The sequence below is a fragment of the Streptomyces sp. NPDC055099 genome (assembly GCF_053607685.1).
Genome location: NZ_JBSGUA010000001.1, coordinates 62,378 through 84,127, shown reverse-complemented (window position 1 = coordinate 84,127; position 21,750 = coordinate 62,378). Strand labels below are relative to the sequence as shown.

The following is a 21,750-nucleotide window of genomic DNA, read 5'->3' as shown; positions in this document are numbered from 1 at the left end:
CTCAGTCTCGTACGCACACGAAGATCGCCGTCCCCGGGATCAGGTTCCCGCGCAACGGGGACCAGCCGCCCCACTCCTGGGTGTTCCACGCGGGCCACTCCGGCTCCACCACGTCGACCAGCCGGAGACCGGAGGCCACGATGTCCCGCACCCGGTCGCCGAGCGTCCGGTGGTGCTCCACGTAGACCGCGTTCCCGTTCTCGTCCTGCTCCACATAGGGAGTGCGATCGAAGTAGGAGGCCGAAACGGAGAGCCCCTCGGGACCCGGCTCGTCCGGGAAAGCCCAGCGGATGGGGTGCGTCGCGGAGAAGACGAACCGGCCCCCGGGGCGCAGCACGCGCCGCACCTCCTTGAGGACCAGCACGGGGTCGGCGACGAAAGGCATCACCCCGTAGGCGGAGCAGACGAGGTCGAAGGCGCCGTCCTTGAAGGGCAGCACCCCGGCATCGGCCTGGACCAGCGGAACGCTCCCGCCGATCCGCAGCGCGTGCTGCAGCTGGCGGTGGGAGAGGTCGAGGGCGACCGGACGCGCGCCCTGCGCGGCGAGCCAGCGCGAGCACTGCGCCGCCCCCGCGCCGATCTCCAGGACGTCCTTGCCCTTCAGCTCCTCGGGCGGGCCGAGGAGCTCGGCCTCCACCTCGTCGAGACCCTCGGGACCCCACACGAACCGGTCGTCACCCAGGAAGGTGCCGTGCTCGATCTGGTAGTCGTCCGCGTTCCTGTCCCACCAGCCACGATTGGCGCGGCTGCTCTCCGTGACCCCCGCGTCGCGGCGGGTGGCCTCGGGCTCGGGCGTCTCGGGCAGCTCGGACTCTTGGATGATCGGCTCCATCGTCGTACTCTTCCGTCTGGCTTCGTCGAGGCTCGTCGCGGTGAGGCGCTCGCGGAACGCCGTGAAGGCGTCGCGACAGGGCGCCGTGCGGCCCATGTGGCCTCACGCGACAGCATTTGTGCCGGGTTTGCGGCCTTCCGCCCCGGGTGTGCGCCTTCGCGCATTGACCCTGTCCGGCTGCCCCCGTATGCTACAAGTTGCGCTGCGAGCCTGCCGTCCTCAGACATAGCAGGATGCGCTCGCGTCTGTTGTATGTCCCCTCGGTTGTCGAGGCGCCTTCCGTTTCTTCGGAAACTCAGGAATCGGCGCTTCCCAGGCTGTCCGGCTTCTTCAGAGCGAAATCGGTTCCGGCGCTAGCAGTACCTACGACTTCTGTCCGTACCGGAGCCCTTTCCCACATGACGAGCAGCACCGAGACCACCGCCACCACTCCGCAGGTAGCGGTCAACGACATCGGTAACGAGGAAGCCTTCCTCGCCGCGATCGACGAGACGATCAAGTACTTCAACGACGGCGACATCGTCGACGGCGTCATCGTGAAGGTCGACCGGGACGAGGTCCTGCTCGACATCGGTTACAAGACCGAAGGCGTCATCCCGAGCCGCGAGCTCTCCATCAAGCACGACGTCGACCCGAACGAGGTCGTCGCGGTTGGTGACGAGATCGAGGCCCTGGTTCTCCAGAAGGAGGACAAGGAAGGCCGTCTGATCCTGTCCAAGAAGCGCGCTCAGTACGAGCGTGCCTGGGGCACGATCGAGAAGATCAAGGAAGAAGACGGCATCGTCACCGGTACCGTCATCGAGGTCGTCAAGGGTGGTCTCATCCTCGACATCGGCCTCCGTGGCTTCCTGCCGGCCTCCCTCGTCGAGATGCGCCGCGTCCGCGACCTCCAGCCTTACGTGGGCAAGGAGCTCGAGGCCAAGATCATCGAGCTGGACAAGAACCGCAACAACGTGGTCCTGTCCCGCCGTGCCTGGCTCGAGCAGACCCAGTCCGAGGTCCGCCAGACGTTCCTCACGACCCTGCAGAAGGGTCAGGTCCGCTCCGGCGTCGTTTCCTCGATCGTCAACTTCGGTGCGTTCGTGGACCTCGGCGGCGTCGACGGTCTCGTGCACGTCTCCGAGCTTTCCTGGAAGCACATCGACCACCCCTCCGAGGTTGTCGAGGTCGGCCAGGAAGTCACCGTCGAGGTTCTCGACGTGGACATGGACCGCGAGCGCGTGTCCCTGTCGCTCAAGGCGACGCAGGAAGACCCGTGGCAGCAGTTCGCCCGCACGCACCAGATCGGGCAGGTCGTTCCCGGTAAGGTCACCAAGCTCGTTCCGTTCGGTGCGTTCGTGCGCGTCGACGAGGGCATCGAGGGCCTGGTCCACATCTCCGAGCTGGCCGAGCGCCACGTGGAGATCCCGGAGCAGGTCGTCCAGGTCAACGACGAGATCTTCGTCAAGGTCATCGACATCGACCTCGAGCGTCGCCGGATCTCGCTGTCGCTGAAGCAGGCCAACGAGTCCTTCGGCGCCGACCCGTCGGCCGTCGAGTTCGACCCGACCCTGTACGGCATGGCCGCGTCCTACGACGACCAGGGCAACTACATCTACCCCGAGGGCTTCGACCCCGAGACGAACGACTGGCTCGAGGGCTTCGAGACCCAGCGCGAGGCTTGGGAGGGCCAGTACGCCGAGGCGCAGCAGCGCTTCGAGCAGCACCAGGCCCAGGTCATCAAGTCCCGCGAGGCGGACGCCCAGGCCGAGGCCGAGGGTGCTGCGGCTCCCGCGTCCTCGACCGGTGCCCCGGCTGCCGGTGGCAGCGGTGGCGGCGGCGGTTCGTACTCCTCGGAGTCGGACGACAACTCCGGCGCCCTGGCGTCGGACGAGGCCCTTGCCGCGCTGCGCGAGAAGCTCGCCGGCGGCCAGAGCTGAGGCTCGCCCCTAGGCGGTAACAGCTGAACACCGCGGGCCCGTACCTCTTCGGAGGTGCGGGCCCGCGGTGCGTTCGCTCGCCGCCGTCGTGAACTCGGCTGTCCCCCGCGGGGGTTCGCCGTGACGCGGGAAGCCGCCGTGAAGAGGCGGCGGAGGGAATGCGCGCGTCGCCGCGGGCGTTCTCCTGTACGAGTCACGACGAAGAGGGCGAGGAGCGGTCACAGTGCTTGATCCGCAGGATTTGTACGCATGGGAGCCGAAGGGCCTTGCCGTCGTCGACATGGCGCTCGCCCAGGAATCGGCCGGACTGGTCATGCTCTACCACTTCGACGGCTACATCGACGCGGGTGAGACCGGCGACCAGATCGTCGAGCGGCTCACGGAGAGCCTGCCCGGCCAGGTGGTCGCACGCTTCGACCACGACCGCCTCGTGGACTACCGCGCGCGCCGCCCGCTGCTCACGTTCCGGCGCGACCGCTGGACGGACTACGAGGTGCCCGCGCTGGAGGTGCGGCTGCTCCAGGACGCCACGGGAGCGCCCTTCCTGCTGCTCTCCGGGCCCGAGCCCGACATCGAGTGGGAGCGGTTCGCGGCGGCGATCGAGCAGATCGTGGAGCGCCTCGGCGTGCGCCTCGCGGTGAACTTCCACGGCATTCCCATGGGCGTGCCGCACACCCGCCCCGTGGGCCTCACGCCGCACGGCAACCGCACCGACCTGGTGCCGGGGCACCGCAGCCCCTTCGACGAGGCGCAGGTGCCGGGCAGCGCCGCCTCGCTCGTCGAGTACCGCCTCCTGGAGGCGGGCCACGACGTGCTCGGTGTCGCCGCGCACGTCCCGCACTACATCGCGCGCTCCGCGTACCCGGACGCCGCCCTCACGGTCCTCGAGGCGATCACCGCCGCGACGGGCCTCGTGCTGCCGAGCGTCGCGCACCACCTGCGTACGGAGGCGCACCGCACCCAGACCGAGATCGACCGGCAGATCCAGGAGGGCGACGAGGAACTGGTCGCCCTCGTGCAGGGACTTGAGCACCAGTACGACGCGGCGGCGGGCGGCGACGCGCGCGGGAACATGCTCGCGGAGCCCATGGACATTCCGTCGGCCGACGAGATCGGCCAGGAGTTCGAGCGCTTCCTCGCGGAGCGGGAGGGCGACGCATAGCCGGGAGGGCGACGTATGGCGGAGGGGGCCACCCCCTAAGCTGCCGGTCATGCTGAAGGTGGGCCTGACCGGCGGTATCGGCGCCGGCAAGAGTGAAGTATCGCGTCTCCTCGTCGCGTCGGGAGCCGTCCTGATCGACGCCGACAAGATCGCGCGGGAAGTCGTGGAGCCAGGAACTCCGGGCCTGGCCAAGGTCGTTGAAGCCTTCGGCCAGGAGATCCTCGCTCCGGACGGCACCCTCGACCGGCCGAAGCTCGGCTCGGTCGTCTTCGCCGACCCGAAGAAGCTCGCCGCGCTGAACGCGATCGTGCACCCCCTGGTCGGCGCCCGCTCGGCCGAGCTGGAGGAGGCCGCTCCCGAGGACGCCGTGGTCGTCCATGACGTGCCGCTGCTCACGGAGAACGGCCTGGCACCCCTGTACGACGTGGTGGTCGTCGTCGACGCGAGCCCCGAGACCCAGCTCGACCGCCTCGTGCGGCTGCGCGGCATGAGCGAGGAGGACGCCCGCGCGCGGATGGCCGCCCAGGCCACGCGCGAGAAGCGTCTGGAGATCGCCGACCTCGTGATCGACAACGACGGCCCGCTGGAAGGCCTGCGGCAGCGGGTCGGCGACGTCTGGGCGGAGCTGGCGCGGCGGGCGCGGGCGGCCTAGCAGTGGCGGGGAGGGACGAGCAGGCGGCGGGAGTGGAATAGAGGGCGGCGTGTGGGGCGTTGACACAGTGCAGCGAGGGAAGGAGTCACGCGTGCCCGAAATAACCCCGGAGACTCATGTCATCGACTTCCGTGCGGCGGAGCAGCTCCTTGCCGCCCGGGACCCCAGAGGCGCCGTGAAGCTGCTCGACACGGTCATCGCGGCCCACCCCGAGAACACGGCGGCGCGGCTGCTGCGGGCCCGTGCCTTCTTCGCCGCCGCCCAACTGCGCGCTGCCGAGCTGGAGTTCAGCATCGTCCTGGAGCGTGAGCCGGACAACGCGTTCGCCCATTTCGCGCTGGCCCGCACCTACGAACGCGGGGCGCGGCCCGACCAGGCGCGGCGCCACTTCCGGCTGGCCGCGGCGCTCGACCCGCAGCCGGAGTACGTGGCGGCGGCGCGCTTCGACGACGAGACCTGACCGAGGCCTGACCAGGCCGACCGAGGGCTAACCGGCCCTCGGAGGCTCGTACGGCGGCTCGTACGGCGGGATGTCGCGGCCCGGCTGATAGTGCGGGCCCTGGTGGATGTGGCGCAGGATCATCGCCAGGTCCACGGTGACGATCAGCCAGAGCGCCCCGCACACCACGGCCCACCCTGGACGGCCAGTGAGGGCGAAGGCGACGGTGCCGAACGTGGCCCAGATAAGACCCCACACGCTGAGCCAGAAACGCATGCGCAGCGGACTGCGCGCGGTCACCGGTTCACTGCCTGTGCGCATCACGAGAGGTCATCTCCTCCCTGTCCGCCGTGCTCCCCGGACATCCCCACCTCCCAGCATCCACCCGTGCACGGTGGACCGGAAGGGCCTGCGCCTTCAAGATCGCAGATGCGACGATCGGGGGTATGGCTGTGCTGGACGTACTGAGGGACAGGGCGAGGACCGACAAATGGCTCGCCGGGTGGCTGAAGGATCTCGAGGCCGCGGGGGAGCCGCGGAGCGAGGCGGTGCTGCCCACCGCCGACGAGCTGCCGGACGTGCTGCTCGACCTGGCTGTGCCGCACGAGGACATCAATGACCTGGTGGCCCTGCGCGGGCGGCTGATGGGGGACCCGGAGGCGCGGTGGCTGCTCGACCGCAGCGTCGACGCGATGGTGCGGGAGATGGGGAAGGTCGGTGACGACCCCCAGTACCCGGCCTTGCCGGCGGAGCTCGGCGGGCTCGGGGCCCTCTTCCACGTCTTCGTGCTCGTGGCGACCGTGCCGCACGTGCGCGCGTATCACCAAAGCCGCGGCATCCCGGACGACATCTCCCGGCGTACGCTCGCGGACCTCGGGCGGCACATGGCGGTGCACCGCCGGGCGCGCGGTGGTCCCGGGCTGCTGCACCCGGGCTGGAACGCCTTGCATTTCCGGGGCGAGCTCTACCAACTGGGGCGGCTGCAGTTCCAGCGCGCCGTGCTGGGGGAGCGGATGGGCGGGGCGGTGGCCGCGGCGGGGCACTCCGCGGACCGGGGCGATCCCTGTCTGAACCTCCACATAGCCGATTTCCGGGGGCCTCTGTCCCCGGAGTCCTGTGACCGCTCGATGGCGCTGGCGCGGGAGTTCTTCGCGCGGCACTATCCGGAGGAGCGATATGAGACAGCCGTGTGCCACTCCTGGCTGCTCGATCCGCAACTGAGGCACTATCTGCCGGCCGACTCGAACATCGTCCGCTTCCAGGAGCGTTTCCGCCTGGCGCCCGGATACGAGCGGACGGCGGACGATACGACCCCCGTCGCCTTCGTCTTCGGCGACCGCGACCTGCCCGTGGCCGGACTGCCGAGGCGGACAAGGGTGGAGCGGGCCGTGGGCGACCATCTGCGGGCCGGCGGCCATTGGTACGGGGAGCATGGCTGGTTCCCGCTGTAGACCGCGAGGCCTTCGGGCGCGGCGGGAACGGGCCCCCGAACCGCTTCGTTGAGGTGGCATGACTGTTGAGATGCGTGAGGGATACGCGGGGACGGGGCCCGGGGCGATCACGCCGGACGGCTGCGCGGTCGAGCTCTACACACGCCTGTCCGTCGGGGACGAGCCCGATGTCATCGCCGCGGCGGTGCCGGCCGGGGCGCACATCCTGGAGCTGGGCTGCGGCGCGGGACGGGTGACGCGTCCCCTCCTCGAGCGGGGGTTCCGGGTCACGGCGGTGGACGAGTCCACCGAGATGCTGGAGAAGGTCTCCGCGCTCGACGGGCCGGTGCGCACGATCCGGAGCCCGATCGAGGAGCTCGACCTGGGGGAGCGGTTCGAGGTGGTGATGCTCGCGTCGTTCCTCGTGCACGACGGCGACACGTCGGTCCGGCGCGGGATGCTGCGGGCCTGCCGCAGCCATGTGACGGACGACGGCTGTGTGCTGATCCAGCGGGAGGGCGCGGACTATCACACGAACCTGCCGAGGGAGCGGGTCGACCCGGCGGGCTACACGGTGCGGATCATGTCGGCGGAGCCGATCGGTGACGGCGTGAACGAGGTGCGCGCGGAGTACGTCTTCCCGGACGCCGTATGGACCCAGACGTTCCGCGCCCGGCCGCTGACAAAGGAGGAGTTCGAGCAGGCGCTGGAGGAGGCGGGGCTGAAGGTCGACAAGTATCTGACGGAGGACGGAGTCTGGGTCCGGGCGCTGCCGATCCGGTAGTTCGGCGCGGTACAGGTAGTTCGGCGCGGTACAGGGGCGGTGTGCTGACGGGCGAGGGGTTCCGCCCGGTGCCGTCAGTCAGCCCCCGAAGCCGCGCAGTCGTTCGTCGTCAGCCCTCGAAGCCGCGCAGTCGTTCCAGCTCGCGGCGGTCCCGCTTGGTGGGGCGGCCCGTTCCCCGGTCCCGTACGCCGGCGGGGGCGACGGCCTCGCGGGGCGGCGGGGGAGGGCTGTTGTCGACGTAGCACTCGACGGCCACCGGGGCGCCGACGCGCTTGCGGATCAGGCGCTTGACGACGACCACGTGTTCGCGGCCGCCCGCGTGGCGCAGGCGCACCTCGTCACCGACGTGCACGCCGTAAGCGGGCTTCACGCGCTCGCCGTTGACCCGTACATGGCCGCCCTTGCAGGCCGCCGCGCCCGCGGAGCGGGTCTTGACCAGGCGTACGGACCAGATCCACGCGTCGACACGCACCGAGCCCCCGGCCGCACCCGCGCCACCGCCCGGACCGCTGCCCGTAGCCGTGGCCGCCGGAGCTCCACCGGTCCCGTCACCGCTGCCCGCACCGCCTGAATTCTGCGAAGCCATGCCCCGACTCTAATGCCTGCCCGGCGGTTCAGGGCCGGAGTGCGGGGCGTGCGGCAGCAGTGCGGCATCCCCGCCCGCCCGGCGAGCCGCACGGAAACCGCTCCCCTCGGAGTCCGATAATTCGGTCTATTCGCCGCAAAGCGGGACGTAGACCGAGGGGTGCCGCCCATGAAGCTCGAAGCCACTGTCGATGGCCTGATGGACACGTTGCGGGCCGACCTCGTACGCCTCGCCGCGATTCCGTCGATCGCCTTCCCCGGCTTCCCGGCCGCACCGGTACAGGAGGCGCACGACCTGCTGGCCGAGCTGTTGCGGGAAGCGGGGGTGCCCCATGTCGAGCGGCTCGACCTGCCCGACACCGCGCCCGTGATCTACGGGGAGATCCCGCCGCCGACCCCCGAGGCGCCGACGGTCCTGCTCTACGGCCACTACGACGTCCAGCCGCCCGGCGACGAGAGCCTGTGGGAGTCGCCGCCCTTCGAGCCGACCCCCATCGACGAGGCGGGGAGCGGCCTGCGCGCCCGCGGCATCGCGGACGACAAGTCCAATGTCATCGCGCACCTGGGAATGCTGCGGGCCTACGGCGGCCGCCCGCCCGTCGGGATCAAGATCGTCATCGAGGGCCAGGAGGAGTACGGCAGCGCCTTCGACGACTATCCGCCCACCGCCCCCGAGCGTTTCGCCTGCGATGCCATGGTGGTCGCCGACCTCGGCAACCTCCGGCCGGGCACCCCCACCCTCACCACCGCCCTGCGCGGCGCGTCCGAGGTCGTGGTGGAGGTACGCACCCTCGACGAGCCGCGCCACAGCGGGGAGTTCGGGGGCGCGGCGCCCGACGCGCTGCTCGTGCTGCTCAAGGCCCTGGCCACCCTGCACGACGTACACGGCGATGTGGCCGTGGAGGGGCTGCGGCGCGAGGACTGGAGCGGCACGGGCTACACCGACGAGGAGTTCCGCGAGCTCGCCGGGGTGGTGGACGGGGTGCCGCTCGTCGGCAGCGGCAGCCTCGGCGAACGGCTCTGGAGCGGTCCCGCGATCACCGTCGTCGGCCTGGACGCGCCGAGCGTCGAGCACGCGGCCTCGGCCGTCGTGCCGTACGCGCGCGCCAAGTTGAACCTCCGCTTCCACCCCCGGCAGGGCGCGAAGGAGGCCCGGGCGAAGCTGGTCGACCACCTGCGCTCGCTCACCCCCTTCGGCGTCCCCCTCACCGTCACGCCCGGCGACACCGGCCCCGGCTACGAGGCCGCGACCGGCGGCCCCGCCTACCGTGCCGCCCGCGCCGCGCTCAAGGAGGCCTGGGGCGAAGAAGCCTCGTTCGTGGCGACCGGCGGCTCCATCCCGCTGGTCAACGGCCTCGCGAAGGCGGCGCCCGGCGCCGAGGTCCTGCTCTTCGGCGCCCAGGACAGCATGTGCAATCTGCACGCCCCGAACGAACGCGTCCTGTTCTCCGAGCTGCGCAACACCGTCGTCGCCATGGCGGCGTTCGTGCGCGAGTACGCCGCGGACTTCGGGGGCGTCGCCGGAAACGGGAAGAGCGGCGCATGAGCACCACCACGACCGATCCCGGCACCGAAGAGCCGCGGCACAAGCCGAAGTTCACCTTCCCCAGCGCCCTGACCATCCTCGCGATCGTCACCGTCGCCGTCTGGCTGCTCGCCTTCCTCATCCCGTCCGGCGCGTACGACCGCGATGACAAGGGCGCCCCCGTCCAGGGCAGCTACCACCGCGTCGACTCGGGCCAGACCTTCGTCGACCGGCTGAACGACCTCTTCCTCGCCCCGGTCAACGGCCTGTACGGCATCCAGGACGAGAAGTCGGGCGTGGTCGGCCCCGACCTGGCCGGTGAGCTGTACGGCAGCGCGGGCGTCTTCCTGTTCGTGCTCGCCATCGGCGCGTTCATCACCGTCGTCTTCGCCACCGGTGCCCTCGACCGCGGCATCGGCCGCCTCGCCCACCGGCTGCGCGAGCGCGGCGCGATGCTGATCGCGGGGGTGATGCTCGTCTTCTCCGTCCTCGGCACGGTCGAGGGTTTCGCGGAGGAGACCCTCGGCTTCTACGGCCTGATCGTGCCGCTGATGCTCGCCCTCGGCTACGACCGCATGGTCGCGGTCGGCGCGATCATCCTGGGCGCCGGGATCGGCGTGCTCTGCTCGACGGTCAACCCGTTCGCGACCGGCGTCGCCTCGTCCGCCGCCGACATCTCGCTCGGCGACGGCATCATCCTGCGGTTCGCGATGTGGATCGTCCTGACCGCGGTCACCATCGCCTACGTCATCCGCTACGCGAAGCGCGTACAGAAGAACCCGGCGCGTTCCCTCTCCGGCTTCCTGCCCGGTGACCGGGGGCAGACCGCCGCCGACGCGGGCGAGGTGCCCGAGCTGACACGCCTGCACAAGGCCGTGCTCGTCCTGGTCGCGCTCGTCTTCGCGTTCATGATCTTCTCGGTGGTGCCCTGGTCGAGCGCGCTGACGGGCGACGCGGACGCGCAGCCGTACGGCTTCGAACTCGGCTGGTCCTTCCCGCAGTTGGCGGCGCTCTTCCTCGTGGCGGCCGTACTCGTCGGGTGCGTGGCACGGATGGGCGAGCAGCAGCTCAGCTCGACCATCACCCAGGGAGCGGCCGACTTCATCTCGCCCGCGCTGGTCATCGTGCTCGCCCGCGGCGTCACGGTGATCATGAACAACTCGAAGGTCACGGACACCGTCCTGCACTCCATCGAGGGCGTGGTGAAGGGCACGTCCTCCGGCCTCTTCGCGATCATCGTCTTCGTCGTGAACCTGCCGCTCGCCTTCCTCATCCCCTCCACCTCGGGCCACGCGACCCTCGCCATGCCGATCCTCGCCCCGCTCGCCGACTTCGCCGGGGTCTCGCGCTCCGTCGTCGTCACGGCCTGGCAGGCGGCGAGCGGCTGGATGAATCTGTGGGTCCCGACCACGGCCGTGACCATCGGCGGCGTCGCACTCGCGAAGGTCGGTTACGACAAGTACCTGCGCTTCGTGTGGCCGCTGCTCGCCATCCTGTTCGTCCTGATCTGCGCCTTCGTGGCGCTTGGAGCGGCTCTCACATGACAACGAAAGCACCGGCCACCGCCGCGTCCGCCGCGGCACGCCCCTCGGCCGCCGCCTACCGCAATCTCCTCGTGGCCACCGTCGGGTTCACCCTCACCTTCTGGGCGTGGGACCTGATCGCACCCCTCGGCAGCGACTTCGGGGAGCGGCTCGGGCTCTCCTCGTTCGCGCAGTCCCTGCTGGTCGCCGTGCCGGTCATCGTCGGCTCGCTCGGCCGCGTCCCGGTCGGCGCGCTCACCGACCGCTACGGCGCCAAACTGATGTTCCCGCTGGTCTCGGCGCTCACCATCGTGCCGGTGCTGCTGATCATCCCGGCCAAGGACAACTACGTCGCGATGCTCGCGGTCGGCTTCCTGCTCGGCCTCGGCGGGACGACGTTCGCGATCGGCATCCCGCTGGTCAACTCCTGGTTCCCGCCCGCGCACCGCGGCTTCGCGCTCGGCGTCTTCGGCATGGGCATGGGCGGTGTGGCGCTCTCCGGCTACTTCACGCCCCGTATCGCCAAGCACGGCGACAATCTCCCGTTCCTGGTCGTGGCGATCGCCCTCGCGGCGTTCGCGGTGGTCGCGGCGCTGCTCATCACCGACCGCCCCGACCGGCCGGTGCCGACGAGCCCCCTCGCGACCCGCCTCGGCGAGGCGGGACGGCTGCGGGTGACGTGGGAGCTTTCCGCGCTGTACGCGATCGGCTTCGGCGGCATCGTCGCCTTCGGCGTCTACCTGCCCACGTACCTGAAGACCTGGTACGACCTCTCGCCCACCGACGCGGGCACCAAGGCGGCCGGCTTCGCGCTGGTCACGGTCATCTTCCGGCCCGTCGGCGGCTGGCTGTCGGACCGTGTCCACCCCGCCTCGGTCACCTCGGTCGCGCTGGGCGTCGTCGCCGTCTTCGCCATCGCGCAGGCCTTCGAACCGTCGCTGAACCCGGGCGGCACGATCTGCTTCCTGGTCATGGCGGCCGGGCTCGGCACGGCGAGCGGCAGCGTCTTCGCCCTGGTCTCCCAGGTGACACCCCAGGCGCAGGTCGGCTCCGTGACCGGGATCGTGGGAGCGATGGGCGGCCTCGGAGGCTTCGTCCCCCCGCTGGTCATGGGCGCGATCTACAGCGCCAAGGACTCGTACTCGATCGGGTTCATGCTGCTCTCGGACCTGGCGCTCGCGGGCTGCGTGTACGCGTACGGGCGGATGCGGGTGCTGCGGGCCTCGTGACCGAGGTCGGCTGGGGTCCGGGGTGGGGCCCGGGGGGCCTAGTCCTGCTCCTCTTCGCCGAAGAGGTGGCGCACCGTGGAGCGGTAGTTGGTCCGTACGTGGGCCAGCGCCACGCGCCGCGCGCGCTCCGCGTCCCCGGACGCCACCGCCTCGTACAACTCGCGGTGTTCCGCGAGCAGATGCGTCCACTCCTCGTTGCGCCGCGTCATCCACCGCAGGCGCCCGTCCACCGGTTCCATGACCGAGGTCAGCAGGCCGTTGCCCGCCATCGCGAGCAGGCGGTCGTGGAAGCGGGTGTTGATGTCCGTGATCGCCTCCGCGTCCGCCGTGCGCGTCGCCTCGGCCGCGCTGTCGAGCAGCGCGGAGAGCTCCGCGAGGCCCTCCTCCGTGGCCCGCTCCGCCGCGCGTCCCGTCGCGAACACCTCCAACGCCTCGCGCAGCTCGAAGAGTTCGGCCACGTCGGTGCGGGTCAGACGGCGCACCACGGTCCTGCGCGGGGTCTCGAAGGTGACGAAGCCCTCGGCGACCAGCGCCCGGATCGCCTCGCGGACCGGAACCCTGGACACGCCGAGACGCTCCGCGAGCTCGCGTTCCACCAGGCGGTCGCCCGGTCCCAGGCGTCCGGCGATGATGTCCTGCCGCAGCTCGGCGAGCACTCGTTCGCGTACGGCGGCCAGCGGCTGCTCCACGGTCGTCATGGGGTCCATCATTGCCGAACCCCGCATCGATTTACCGATTCGTAACCGTACGGACATTGCCGGGCGCCGGTGGGAGCGGGAGCATGTCGGAATCTTTGGTATACCAAAACTTGGTATACCAAATGGTGGCGCACCTCCGTCCCCCTTGCAGGAGGCCCCGTGTCCCTCACCCCCGTGACACCCATCCAGCGCGCCGACTCCCCGGGCGCCGCGACCGACTTCGTGCCCGACCCCCGCCTCACCAACGAAGACCTCGCCCCCTCCACCGAACGCAAGTGGAAGGTCTTCGACCTCTTCGCCCTGTGGATGTCGGACGTCCACAACCTGGGCAACTACACGTTCGCGGCGGGCCTGTTGGTCCTCGGCCTGAACGTCTGGCAGATCTTCACCTCCCTGCTCGTCGGCTTCGTGCTCATCTACGTCGGGATGAACATGATGGGGCGGATCGGCCAGCGCCACGGCGTGCCGTTCCCCGTCGTCAGCCGCATCAGTTTCGGCGTCTGGGGCGCCAACATCCCCGCCCTGATCCGGGCCGTGATCGCCATCATGTGGTACGGAATCCAGACCTATCTGGCGTCCATCGCGGTCAACGTCATGCTGATCGCCGCCTTCCCGGGCCTCGACGCGTGGACCGAGCACTCCTTCCTCGGCCTGCACGCCCTCGGCTGGTGTTCGTTCGTCGCCCTCTGGCTCGTGCAGGGGCTGATCATGACCCAAGGCATGGAATCCGTACGGAAGTTCCAGGACTTCTGCGGGCCCGCCATCTGGGTCGTGATGATCGCCCTCGCGGTGTGGATCCTCTGGAAGGCCGGCTGGACCATCTCGCTCACCAGCACCCCCAACCCGGTCTCCACCGGTGAGCAGGTGCGGCAGTGGTTCGGCGCGATCGGCCTCATCCTCGCCACGTACGGCACGCTGATGCTCAACTTCTGCGACTTCTCGCGCTTCGCCCCCGACTACCGCACCGTCAAGCGCGGCAACTTCTGGGGCCTCCCCATCAACTCCACGGCCTTCGTGATCCTCTCCGTCATCGTCACCGCGGGCAGCCTGGAGGTCTTCGGCAAGGCCATCACCGACCCCGCCGAACTGGTCGCCGAGATCGGCAACACCTGGGTGCTGATCTTCGGGGCGCTCACCTTCGCCGTCGCCACGATGGGCGTGAACATCGTGGCCAACTTCGTCTCGCCCGCGTACGACCTGGCCAACGTCTGGCCGCAGAAGATCACCTTCAAGATCGGCGGGATCATCTCCACGGTGGCGGCCCTGCTCGTCACGCCATGGAATCTCTACTCCAACCCGACCGTCGTGAACTACTTCCTCGGCGGGCTCGGCGCCTTCCTCGGACCGCTGTTCGGGATCATCGCGGTCGACTACTTCTGGGTGAAGCGTGGCCGCATCGACGCCGAGGCGCTCTTCAAGGCCGAGCCCGGATCGGCCTACTACTACAAGAAGGGCGTCAACCCGAAGGCGCTGGGGGCGTTCGTGCCGACCGCCGGTGTCGCCGCGGTGTGCGCGCTCGTGCCGTTCTTCGACTACGTCGCGCCGTACTCCTGGTTCATCGGGACGGCCACGGCCGCGCTGCTGTACGCGGCGCTGTGCCGGGCCGAGCGGGCCGCGGCGCTGTGCGGGGCCGAGCGGGCCGCGGCGCCCACGGACGCGGTGGAGGCCTAGTGCGCATCGTCGTCACCAACTGCAACACCACGCGGGCGATGACCGACGAGATCGTGCGGGGTGCCACGGCGGCCGCCGCCCCCGGCACCACGATCACCGGGCTCACCCCCGCCTGGGGCCCCGAGTCCGCCGAGGGGTGGCTCGACAGCTACCTCTCGGCGGCCGCCGTCCTGGACACCCTGCGCGGCTACGAAGAACCCTGCGACGCCGTGGTCATGGCCGGGTTCGGCGAGCACGGACGCGAGGGCGCCCGGGAACTTCTCGACGTGCCCGTCGTCGACATCACCGAGGCCGCCGCGCATCTCGCCTGCCTGCTCGGGCGGCGGTACGGCGTCGTCACCACCCTCGACCGGACGCGCGGCCAGATCGAGGACAGCCTGCACGCGGCGGGCGTCGCGCAGAACTGCGCGGCGGTGATCGGCACGGGGCTCGGCGTCCTCGACCTCGGGGACTCCGAGGTCACCACCCGGGCCTTCCTGGCCGCCGCCGAACGGGCCCGCGACGCGGGCGCCGAGGTCCTGGTCCTCGGCTGCGCGGGGATGACCGGCCTGCAGGAGAAGGTCGGCACCGCCCTCGACATGCCGGTGGTCGACGGAGTGGCGGCGGCGGTGAAACTCGCCGAGTCCCTGATCACCCTGGGCCTGACCACGAGCCGTTCGGGCGGCTACGCCAAACCCCTTCCCAAGGAGCGGACTTGGGGGCGGAGGCGGAGTGGCCCTTCGTAGGCGGTCGGTTGCCGGGCCCGGGTTGGGCGGGCGCGAGTCGGTGGCCATGCCAAGCATCCGCGAGGGCCGCGTACTTGGGGTGTGGGCTTGGGGTGGGTGTTCGGGCGGCCGTCGGAGTGATTCTTCTGGTGGTCTGTCGGCCGAGCGGCGGTGTGGGAGGCGTGGCGGTGGCCCGGCTCCCGCAGACTCCGGGGAACGCGCCGGGTGCGAGTTGGTGGTGTGTCAAGCGTGGGCGGTATGCGGGTACTTGGGGGGCGGGCGCGGGGGGTGTTTGAGCGGCCGTCGGAGTGATTCTTCTGGTGATCCGTCGGCTGACCGGCGGTGCGGGAGGCGTGGCGGTGGCCTGGCTCCCGCAGATTCCGGGGAGCGCGCCGGGTGCGAGTCGATGGTCTGTCAAGCGTGGTCGGGGCGGGGGTACTTGGGGTGTGGGCTTGGGGTGGGTGTTCGGGCGGCCGTCGGAGTGATTCTTCTGGTGATCTGTCGCCCGACCGGCGGTGCAGGGGGCATGGCGGTGGTCCGGTCGCCGCAGACTCCGGGGAACGCGCCGGGCCCGTCCGGCGCCGAGCAACTGGAGGTGCCCGGTGTCGCAGTCGCAGCCGCCCTTCCGATCACCCGGTCGACCCCGACCCCGCCTCGCCCGGCTCCTGGCCGCCACGCTCCTGGTGAGCGCCGCGGCGTCCGGCGCCGCTCAGGCGGACGGCACCGGCCCGCGTGACGGGGACGGGCCCGCGTCCGCCCCGCCGGCCACCGAGTTCTGGGTCGACCCGGACAGCGCCGCCGCCCGCCAGGTCGCCGCATGGCGAAGCCAGGGCCGGACCGCCGACGCCCAGCTCATCCAGCGCATCGCGGGGCGCCCCCAGGCCGTCTGGCTGTACGGCGCCGACCCCGGGCCCACCGCCCGCGCGGTCACGCTGGCGGCCACCGAGGCGGGGCGCACCCCCGTACTCGTCGCGTACTACATCCCGCATCGCGACTGCGGTGACTACTCCGGAGGCGGGGCGGCGACCGCGGCGGAGTACCGGACGTGGGCCGACGAACTCGCCGCCGGCATCGGCGACCGCGCCGCGTACGTCATCGTCGAACCCGACGCCGTCGCGCAGGAGATCGCGGGCTGCGCGAAGGCCGACGCCGACGAGCGGTACGGCCTGCTCGCCCACGTCGTCGACCGGCTCAAGGCCCGCCCGCACACCAAGGTCTACCTGGACGCGGGCAACTCCGGCTGGATCCCCGACGAACGGCGCCTCGTCGCCCCGCTGCGGCAGGCCGGGATCGGCAAGGCCGACGGCTTCGCCGTCAACACGTCCAACCATCAGACCAACGCCGAGAGTTCGGCGTACGCACATCGCATCGCCGCGGCGCTCGGCGGGTCCAAGCACTTCGTCGTGGACAGCAGCCGCAACGGAAACGGCCCCTACACCGGCAGCGACGACCAGCCCTGGTGCAACCCCCCGGGCCGCGCCCTCGGCACCCCGCCCACCACCGCCACCGGCGACCCCGCGCTCGACGCCTACCTGTGGATCAAGCGTCCCGGCGAGTCCGACGGGACGTGCCGGGGCGGGCCGAAGGCGGGGCAGTGGTGGCCGGAGTACGCGCTGGGGCTCGCGAGCAGGGCACGGCAGTAGCCGGGCCGCCTCAGGCGGCGGGAGGCGCCTTCGGGACCACGGCCGTGGCGGTGATCTCGACCAGCTGGCCCGGGTAGCCGAGGCACGTCGTCCCGAGCAGCGTCGAGGTGTGCGGGCCCTTCGCGAGCAGGTCGGAGGCGCGGATCACCTCCCATGCCTCGCTCAGCGGGCCGGGCGCCTCGCTCACGACGTACACCGTGCTGGCCACGACCTGCGTCAGATCGCTGCCGATCGCGCGCAGGGCCTCGTCGAGATTGGCGATGACCTGTTCCGTCTGGCGCGCCACGTCTCCCTCTCCGACGAGGTTCCCCTCGGGGTCCAGCGGCACCGAGCCCGCCATGAAGGCGAGCGTGGTGCCGGCCTCGACGAGGGCGGCGTGGGCGTAACCGGGCGGCGGGAAGAGGGTGGGCACGACGGTGCGCTGTGTGGTGGTCATGGGCCCGATCCTGCGGGAGCGGGGAGCGGGGGCGCATCCGAATTCCGCCGGGGCGGGCGGCGTCGGACGGGCCACCCGGCGCTCGCCGCGGGACGGCTGGCCTAGGCTGAGGTGCGGGAATGGCACGGCTGAGGTGCGGGAACGGCGTAGGGGTGACTGAGGGTGAGCGAGGTGGTGCACGTGAGGGCGGGAGTCGCCGCGAACACGGACGCCGCCGACGCCGGTCCGCCCCGCGAGGCCGAGCGGCTGCTCGCGGAGCTCGTGCGGTCGTGCGCCGCGGTGTTCCTTCCGGCCGAGGTGCCGAGGGAGGGGCGGATCGCGTTCTGGGCCCCGGCCGGCGGCGCCTTCGTCGCTCCCGGCGCGGCGGACTCGCCGGTCCGTGGTGTCGAGGAGGAGATCGCCGTCGTACGCCGCCACGGCAAGGGTGTTCGTACGCGTACCGTCCCCGCGTGGACCCTGCCCGTGGCGGAAGCCCTCCCGCTCCTGCTGCGCGCCGCGTCCCCGCACCCCGCCGTGGCCTGCTGGGCCGCCGCCGCCCGGCACGCGCTGCACCTGGCCGCGCGGGGCAGGCTGCTGCCCGGGCTGACCGGCGGTGATCTCGACGCGTGGCGGGCGGGGCCGCTGGACACCGCCGACGTCACGCAGCTGCGGGCCATCGCCGCGGCGATGCCGGCCGAGGCGCATGCCGTACCGCTCCCCGGCAGCAGGCCCCTCCTGCTCCCCGAGCCCTTCGCGCTGGTCAGGGCCTTCGCCGACGCCGTGGTGGACACCCTGCCGCGTACGCCCGCCGCGGCGCACGCGGTCGGCGCGCCCTTCGCCGCGCGTGAGCCGCAGCGGCTGCCGGGCGCGCGGGAGTGGGCCGCGGAGGTGGCCGCCGGGATGGACGCCGGCGTACGGGTGTCGCTGCGGCTCGACCTTCAGGCGCACGAGGTGTTCGACGCGGCGACGGATGCCGGGGGTGGCGGCGTTCCTGAGGGTGTTCCCGGGAACGTACCTGAGGACGTACCTGAGGATGTTCCGCACGGCAGGCGTACGGAGGTCACCGGCGAGAGCATGGCCAGCCCGGCCGCGGCCGTCGTGCAGGTGCACAGCCTCGCCGACCCCACCCTCGTGGCCGACGCGGCCCTACTCTGGTCCGGCGCCGACCACTTCGGCCCGCGGGCCCGCGTGGACACGCTCCTCGCGGTGCGGCGCGCGGCCCGCGTATGGCCGCCGCTGACCCGACTCCTGGAGCGGCCCCGCCCCGACGTACTGCCCTTGAGTGAGGGGGAGTTGTACGAGCTTCTCGGTGCCGCGGCGACCAGGCTCGCCGCCGCGGGCGTGGCCGTGCACTGGCCCCGCGAGCTGACGCGCGGCCTGACGGCGACCGCGGTCGTACGCCCCGCCCCCGGCACGGCGGCCGACAACTTCGACTTCTTCAAGACCGAGCAACTGCTGGAATTCAGATGGCAGTTGGCGCTGGGGGCGGAGGACGGCGAAGGAGGGGGCGACGGCGCCGGGAGTCCCCTCACCGAGGCGGAGATGGACATCCTGGCGGAGGCGCACCGGCCCGTCGTACGCCTCCGCGACCAATGGGTCCTGGTCGACCCCGAACTCGTACGCAAGGCGCGCAAGCGGGACCTCGGCCTCCTCGACCCGGTGGACGCGCTGTCCGTCGCGCTGACGGGAACGGCGGAAGTGGAGGGCGAGCGCGTCGAGGCGGTCCCGGTCGGCGCCCTGGCCCGCCTGCGGGAACGCCTGACCGACGACCTGCGCACCGTCACCCCGCCGCCCGCGCTCGCCGCCACCCTCCGCGACTACCAGCTCCGGGGCCTGGCCTGGCTGGACCGCATGACGTCGCTCGGCCTCGGCGGCTGCCTCGCCGACGACATGGGCCTCGGCAAGACGGTCACGCTGATCGCCCTCCACCTGCACCGGGCCAGGCCGGAGCCGACGCTGGTGGTCTGCCCGGCCTCGCTCCTCGGCAACTGGCAGCGGGAGATCGAGCGGTTCGCGCCGAGCGTCCCGGTGCGCCGCTTCCACGGCACGGGCCGCAGCCTGGACGGCGACCTGGAGGGCGGCTTCGTCCTGACGACGTACGGGACGATGCGTACGAGCGCCTCCGAACTGGCCGCCCAGGCGTGGGGGTTGGTGGTGGCGGACGAGGCCCAGCACGTCAAGAACCCGCACGCGGCGACGGCGAAGGCGCTGCGCACGATCCCCTCCGCGGCACGCGTCGCCCTCACCGGCACCCCGGTCGAGAACAACCTCTCCGAGCTCTGGGCCCTCCTGGACTGGACGACGCCGGGCCTGCTCGGCCCGCTCAAGGCGTTCCGGGCCCGCCACGCCCGCCTCGCGGAGGGCGGCGAGTTCGCCGAGAACGACGAGGCGATGGCCCGCCTCGCCCGCCTGGTGCGCCCCTTCCTCCTGCGCCGCAAGAAGTCCGACCCGGGCATCGCCCCGGAGCTGCCTCCCAAGACGGAGACGGACCACCCGGTGACGCTCACCCGCGAACAGGCGTCGCTCTACGAGGCCGTCGTACGCGAGACGCTGGCCCGCATCGAGGCGTCCGAGGGCATCGCGCGCCGGGGCCTGGTCATGAAACTGCTGATGGCGCTGAAGCAGATCTGCAACCACCCGGCGCAGTACCTGAAGGACGGCGCGATCGCCACGCGCGCGGGACGCTCGCGCTCGGGGAAGCTGGAGCTCCTCGACGAACTCCTCGACACGATCCTGGCGGAGGACGGTTCCGTACTGATCTTCACGCAGTACGTGGAGATGGCCCGCCTCCTCGAATCGCACCTGTCGGGACGCGGCATCGGCACCCAGCTCCTGCACGGGGGTACGCCGGTCAAGCGGAGGGAGGAGATGGTGGACCGCTTCCAGTCGGGCGAGGTCCCCGTGTTCCTCCTCTCCCTCAAGGCGGCCGGCACCGGCCTCAATCTCACCCGGGCGGGCCATGTCATCCACTACGACCGCTGGTGGAACCCGGCCGTGGAGGAGCAGGCCACGGACCGCGCCTACCGCATCGGCCAGACCCAGCCGGTCCAGGTCCACCGCCTGATCACGGAGGGCACGGTGGAGGACCGCATCGCCGAACTCCTCGCGGCGAAGCAGGCGTTGGCGGACGCGGTGCTCGGCGAGGGCGGCGAGTCGGCGCTCACCGAGCTGTCGGACGCGGACCTGGCGGACCTGGTGTCGTTGCGGAGGGTGTCGTGAGGGGCGGGCGTGCGGGCGGGCGCGTCTTTCCTCCCCTGCCCCAACACCCCGACCCTCAGGCGCCGTTCGCCACGTCCTGGTGGGGGAACGCCTGGATCGGCGCGCTGGAGGGGACGTCGCTCGACGCGGGGCGGCTCGCCCGTGGCCGGGCCTACGCCCGCGAGGGGCACGTCGACACGATCACGGTGGCGCCGGGCCGCATCGTGGCGTACGTACACGGGAGCCGCCCGCGTCCCTACCGCGCCGAGATCCGGATGCGCACCCTCGAGCCCGAGGACTGGGACCGCTTCCTGGACGCGGTGGCCACGGAACCCGCGCACATCGCGGCGCTCCTGGACAAGGACATGCCGCACGCGCTGGTGGACGCGGCCGAACGCTCCGGGGTCCAACTCCTTCCGGGACCAGGTGACTTGGTCCCCTCCTGCACCTGCCCGGATCACGGCCGCCCCTGCAAGCACGCGGCAGCCCTCACCTACCAGACGGCCAGGCTCCTGGACGCCGACCCCTTCGTACTCCTGCTCCTGCGAGGCGGAGACGAACAGGCGCTGCTCGACGAGCTGGCCCAGCGGAACGCGCACCAGGCGGCGCGCGAGCAGTCCGCCACCGCGCGGGGCGCGACCACCGAGACGCTCCCCGGCACCCTGGCCCGGGACGTCCTGGCCACGGAGTACCGCCCTCCGCTCCCGCCTCCGACGGCGCCCCCCGCCCACCCGGGGGAGGCCCCGCTCCTCCCGTCGGTCCCGGGCGCTCCCAGCCCCACGTCCCTGGAGTTCCTGGCCACGGACACGGCGAACCGTGCGCACGCGTATCTGACCACGGGCGCGGACCCGTTCCCCACCGCCGACCCCTGGCACGACGCGGTCCGCCTCGCGGCCTCCCACCCCGGCCTCACGGGCCGCCGCAGCTTCAGCCGCCAATTCGCCGAACTGGCACAGTCGGTGGACCACACCCCGGCGGACCTCGCCCGTGCGGCGGCGGCCTGGCGCCAGGGCGGCGAGGAGGGCCTGGCGGTCCTGGAATCCCCGTGGGACCCCCCGGCGGGCCCCTTCGACCGAGCGAGGGGCGCGCTGCTCGCGGCGGACCTCCCGCGCATGACGATCCACCGGAACCAACTCACGGACGCACAGGGCTCCTTGCAACTCCGCTTCGGCCACGACGGCCGCTGGTACCCGTACCGAAGCGAGCCGGGGCGCGACGACTGGTGGCCGGAGGGGGAGGCGGACGCGGATCCGGTGGGGGCTCTGACGGCGATGGTCGGACCGTAGGGCACAGTGGGCGACGCAACTCGACACAGTGACCGCTGTTGCTGTTGCTGTTGTT

19 protein-coding genes are annotated in these 21,750 nt (G+C 71.6%); 14 read left to right on the top strand and 5 right to left on the bottom strand.

Features of this window, described 5'->3' with window-relative positions:
• Position 1: 1 nt before the first annotated feature.
• Positions 2-832 carry a class I SAM-dependent methyltransferase gene (locus tag ACWFRU_RS00390; RefSeq protein ID WP_453683543.1) on the bottom strand — a complete coding sequence of 277 codons (831 nt, stop codon included), beginning with the start codon at positions 830-832 and terminating at the stop codon, positions 2-4.
• A gap of 398 nt (positions 833-1,230) precedes the next feature.
• Here ACWFRU_RS00390 and rpsA point away from each other — a divergent pair, with 398 nt between their 5' ends.
• The 4 genes from rpsA (at position 1,231) to ACWFRU_RS00370 (ending at position 5,025) form a co-directional block, all read left to right on the top strand.
• A complete protein-coding gene (gene rpsA / locus ACWFRU_RS00385) occupies positions 1,231-2,751 on the top strand; it encodes a 30S ribosomal protein S1 (RefSeq protein WP_190083195.1) in 1,521 nt (506 codons plus the stop codon).
• A gap of 223 nt (positions 2,752-2,974) precedes the next feature.
• On the top strand, positions 2,975-3,913 hold the full coding sequence (locus tag ACWFRU_RS00380; protein WP_453683542.1) for a PAC2 family protein: 939 nt from the start codon (positions 2,975-2,977) through the stop codon (positions 3,911-3,913).
• A 49-nt stretch (positions 3,914-3,962) separates the two neighbouring features.
• Positions 3,963-4,565 (top strand): dephospho-CoA kinase, encoded by a 603-nt coding sequence (coaE, locus tag ACWFRU_RS00375; protein ID WP_453683541.1) that lies wholly within the window; start codon positions 3,963-3,965, stop codon positions 4,563-4,565.
• A gap of 91 nt (positions 4,566-4,656) precedes the next feature.
• Positions 4,657-5,025 (top strand): tetratricopeptide repeat protein, encoded by a 369-nt coding sequence (locus tag ACWFRU_RS00370; RefSeq protein ID WP_453683540.1) that lies wholly within the window; start codon positions 4,657-4,659, stop codon positions 5,023-5,025.
• Between the two features lie 27 nt (positions 5,026-5,052).
• On the opposite strand, the gene ACWFRU_RS00365 is transcribed toward ACWFRU_RS00370, so the two are convergent.
• Positions 5,053-5,325, bottom strand: a complete 273-nt coding sequence (locus tag ACWFRU_RS00365) for a DUF6343 family protein (protein WP_453683539.1) — start codon at positions 5,323-5,325, stop codon at positions 5,053-5,055.
• Positions 5,326-5,552: 227 nt separating this feature from the next.
• Between ACWFRU_RS00365 and ACWFRU_RS00360 the strand changes: the two genes are divergently transcribed.
• Both ACWFRU_RS00360 and ACWFRU_RS00355 read left to right on the top strand, forming a co-directional pair.
• Entirely contained in the window at positions 5,553-6,455 is a 903-nt protein-coding gene (locus ACWFRU_RS00360; RefSeq protein WP_453684456.1) for an acyltransferase domain-containing protein, read from the top strand.
• Positions 6,456-6,525: 70 nt separating this feature from the next.
• Positions 6,526-7,218 (top strand): class I SAM-dependent methyltransferase, encoded by a 693-nt coding sequence (locus ACWFRU_RS00355; RefSeq protein ID WP_453684454.1) that lies wholly within the window; start codon positions 6,526-6,528, stop codon positions 7,216-7,218.
• A 109-nt stretch (positions 7,219-7,327) separates the two neighbouring features.
• Here the strand turns inward: ACWFRU_RS00355 and ACWFRU_RS00350 are convergent, their stop codons facing one another.
• Positions 7,328-7,804 carry an RNA-binding S4 domain-containing protein gene (locus ACWFRU_RS00350; RefSeq protein ID WP_453683538.1) on the bottom strand — a complete coding sequence of 159 codons (477 nt, stop codon included), beginning with the start codon at positions 7,802-7,804 and terminating at the stop codon, positions 7,328-7,330.
• Between the two features lie 168 nt (positions 7,805-7,972).
• Between ACWFRU_RS00350 and ACWFRU_RS00345 the strand changes: the two genes are divergently transcribed.
• Genes ACWFRU_RS00345 through ACWFRU_RS00335 form a run of 3 tightly spaced genes read left to right on the top strand, consistent with a single transcriptional unit; the run spans position 7,973 to position 12,080 of the window.
• Complete coding sequence (locus ACWFRU_RS00345) at positions 7,973-9,349, top strand: M20/M25/M40 family metallo-hydrolase (protein ID WP_453683537.1); 1,377 nt, start codon at positions 7,973-7,975, stop codon at positions 9,347-9,349.
• A complete protein-coding gene (locus tag ACWFRU_RS00340) occupies positions 9,346-10,872 on the top strand; it encodes a YfcC family protein (protein ID WP_453683536.1) in 1,527 nt (508 codons plus the stop codon). Before ACWFRU_RS00345 ends, ACWFRU_RS00340 begins: the two co-directional genes overlap by 4 nt.
• A complete protein-coding gene (locus ACWFRU_RS00335) occupies positions 10,869-12,080 on the top strand; it encodes an MFS transporter (protein WP_453683535.1) in 1,212 nt (403 codons plus the stop codon). Before ACWFRU_RS00340 ends, ACWFRU_RS00335 begins: the two co-directional genes overlap by 4 nt.
• A gap of 38 nt (positions 12,081-12,118) precedes the next feature.
• Here the strand turns inward: ACWFRU_RS00335 and ACWFRU_RS00330 are convergent, their stop codons facing one another.
• A complete protein-coding gene (locus tag ACWFRU_RS00330) occupies positions 12,119-12,778 on the bottom strand; it encodes a GntR family transcriptional regulator (protein WP_453683534.1) in 660 nt (219 codons plus the stop codon).
• A gap of 183 nt (positions 12,779-12,961) precedes the next feature.
• On the opposite strand from ACWFRU_RS00330, the gene ACWFRU_RS00325 reads away from it, so the two are divergent.
• The 3 genes from ACWFRU_RS00325 (at position 12,962) to ACWFRU_RS00315 (ending at position 16,796) form a co-directional block, all read left to right on the top strand.
• Entirely contained in the window at positions 12,962-14,449 is a 1,488-nt protein-coding gene (locus ACWFRU_RS00325; protein WP_453684452.1) for an NCS1 family nucleobase:cation symporter-1, read from the top strand.
• Positions 14,449-15,174 (top strand): aspartate/glutamate racemase family protein, encoded by a 726-nt coding sequence (locus ACWFRU_RS00320; RefSeq protein ID WP_453683533.1) that lies wholly within the window; start codon positions 14,449-14,451, stop codon positions 15,172-15,174. Before ACWFRU_RS00325 ends, ACWFRU_RS00320 begins: the two co-directional genes overlap by 1 nt.
• Before the next feature lie 581 nt (positions 15,175-15,755).
• Positions 15,756-16,796: a glycoside hydrolase family 6 protein gene (locus ACWFRU_RS00315; RefSeq protein ID WP_453683532.1), complete on the top strand. Its 1,041-nt coding sequence runs from the start codon at positions 15,756-15,758 to the stop codon at positions 16,794-16,796.
• Between the two features lie 10 nt (positions 16,797-16,806).
• Here ACWFRU_RS00315 and ACWFRU_RS00310 read toward each other — a convergent pair whose 3' ends face one another.
• Positions 16,807-17,232: a RidA family protein gene (locus ACWFRU_RS00310; protein ID WP_453683531.1), complete on the bottom strand. Its 426-nt coding sequence runs from the start codon at positions 17,230-17,232 to the stop codon at positions 16,807-16,809.
• 180 nt (positions 17,233-17,412) lie between these two features.
• Here ACWFRU_RS00310 and ACWFRU_RS00305 point away from each other — a divergent pair, with 180 nt between their 5' ends.
• Together ACWFRU_RS00305 and ACWFRU_RS00300 are read left to right on the top strand one after the other, a co-directional pair.
• Positions 17,413-20,430 (top strand): DEAD/DEAH box helicase, encoded by a 3,018-nt coding sequence (locus tag ACWFRU_RS00305; RefSeq protein ID WP_453683530.1) that lies wholly within the window; start codon positions 17,413-17,415, stop codon positions 20,428-20,430.
• Positions 20,427-21,695, top strand: a complete 1,269-nt coding sequence (locus tag ACWFRU_RS00300) for an SWIM zinc finger family protein (protein WP_453683529.1) — start codon at positions 20,427-20,429, stop codon at positions 21,693-21,695. Before ACWFRU_RS00305 ends, ACWFRU_RS00300 begins: the two co-directional genes overlap by 4 nt.
• Positions 21,696-21,750 lie beyond the last annotated feature (55 nt).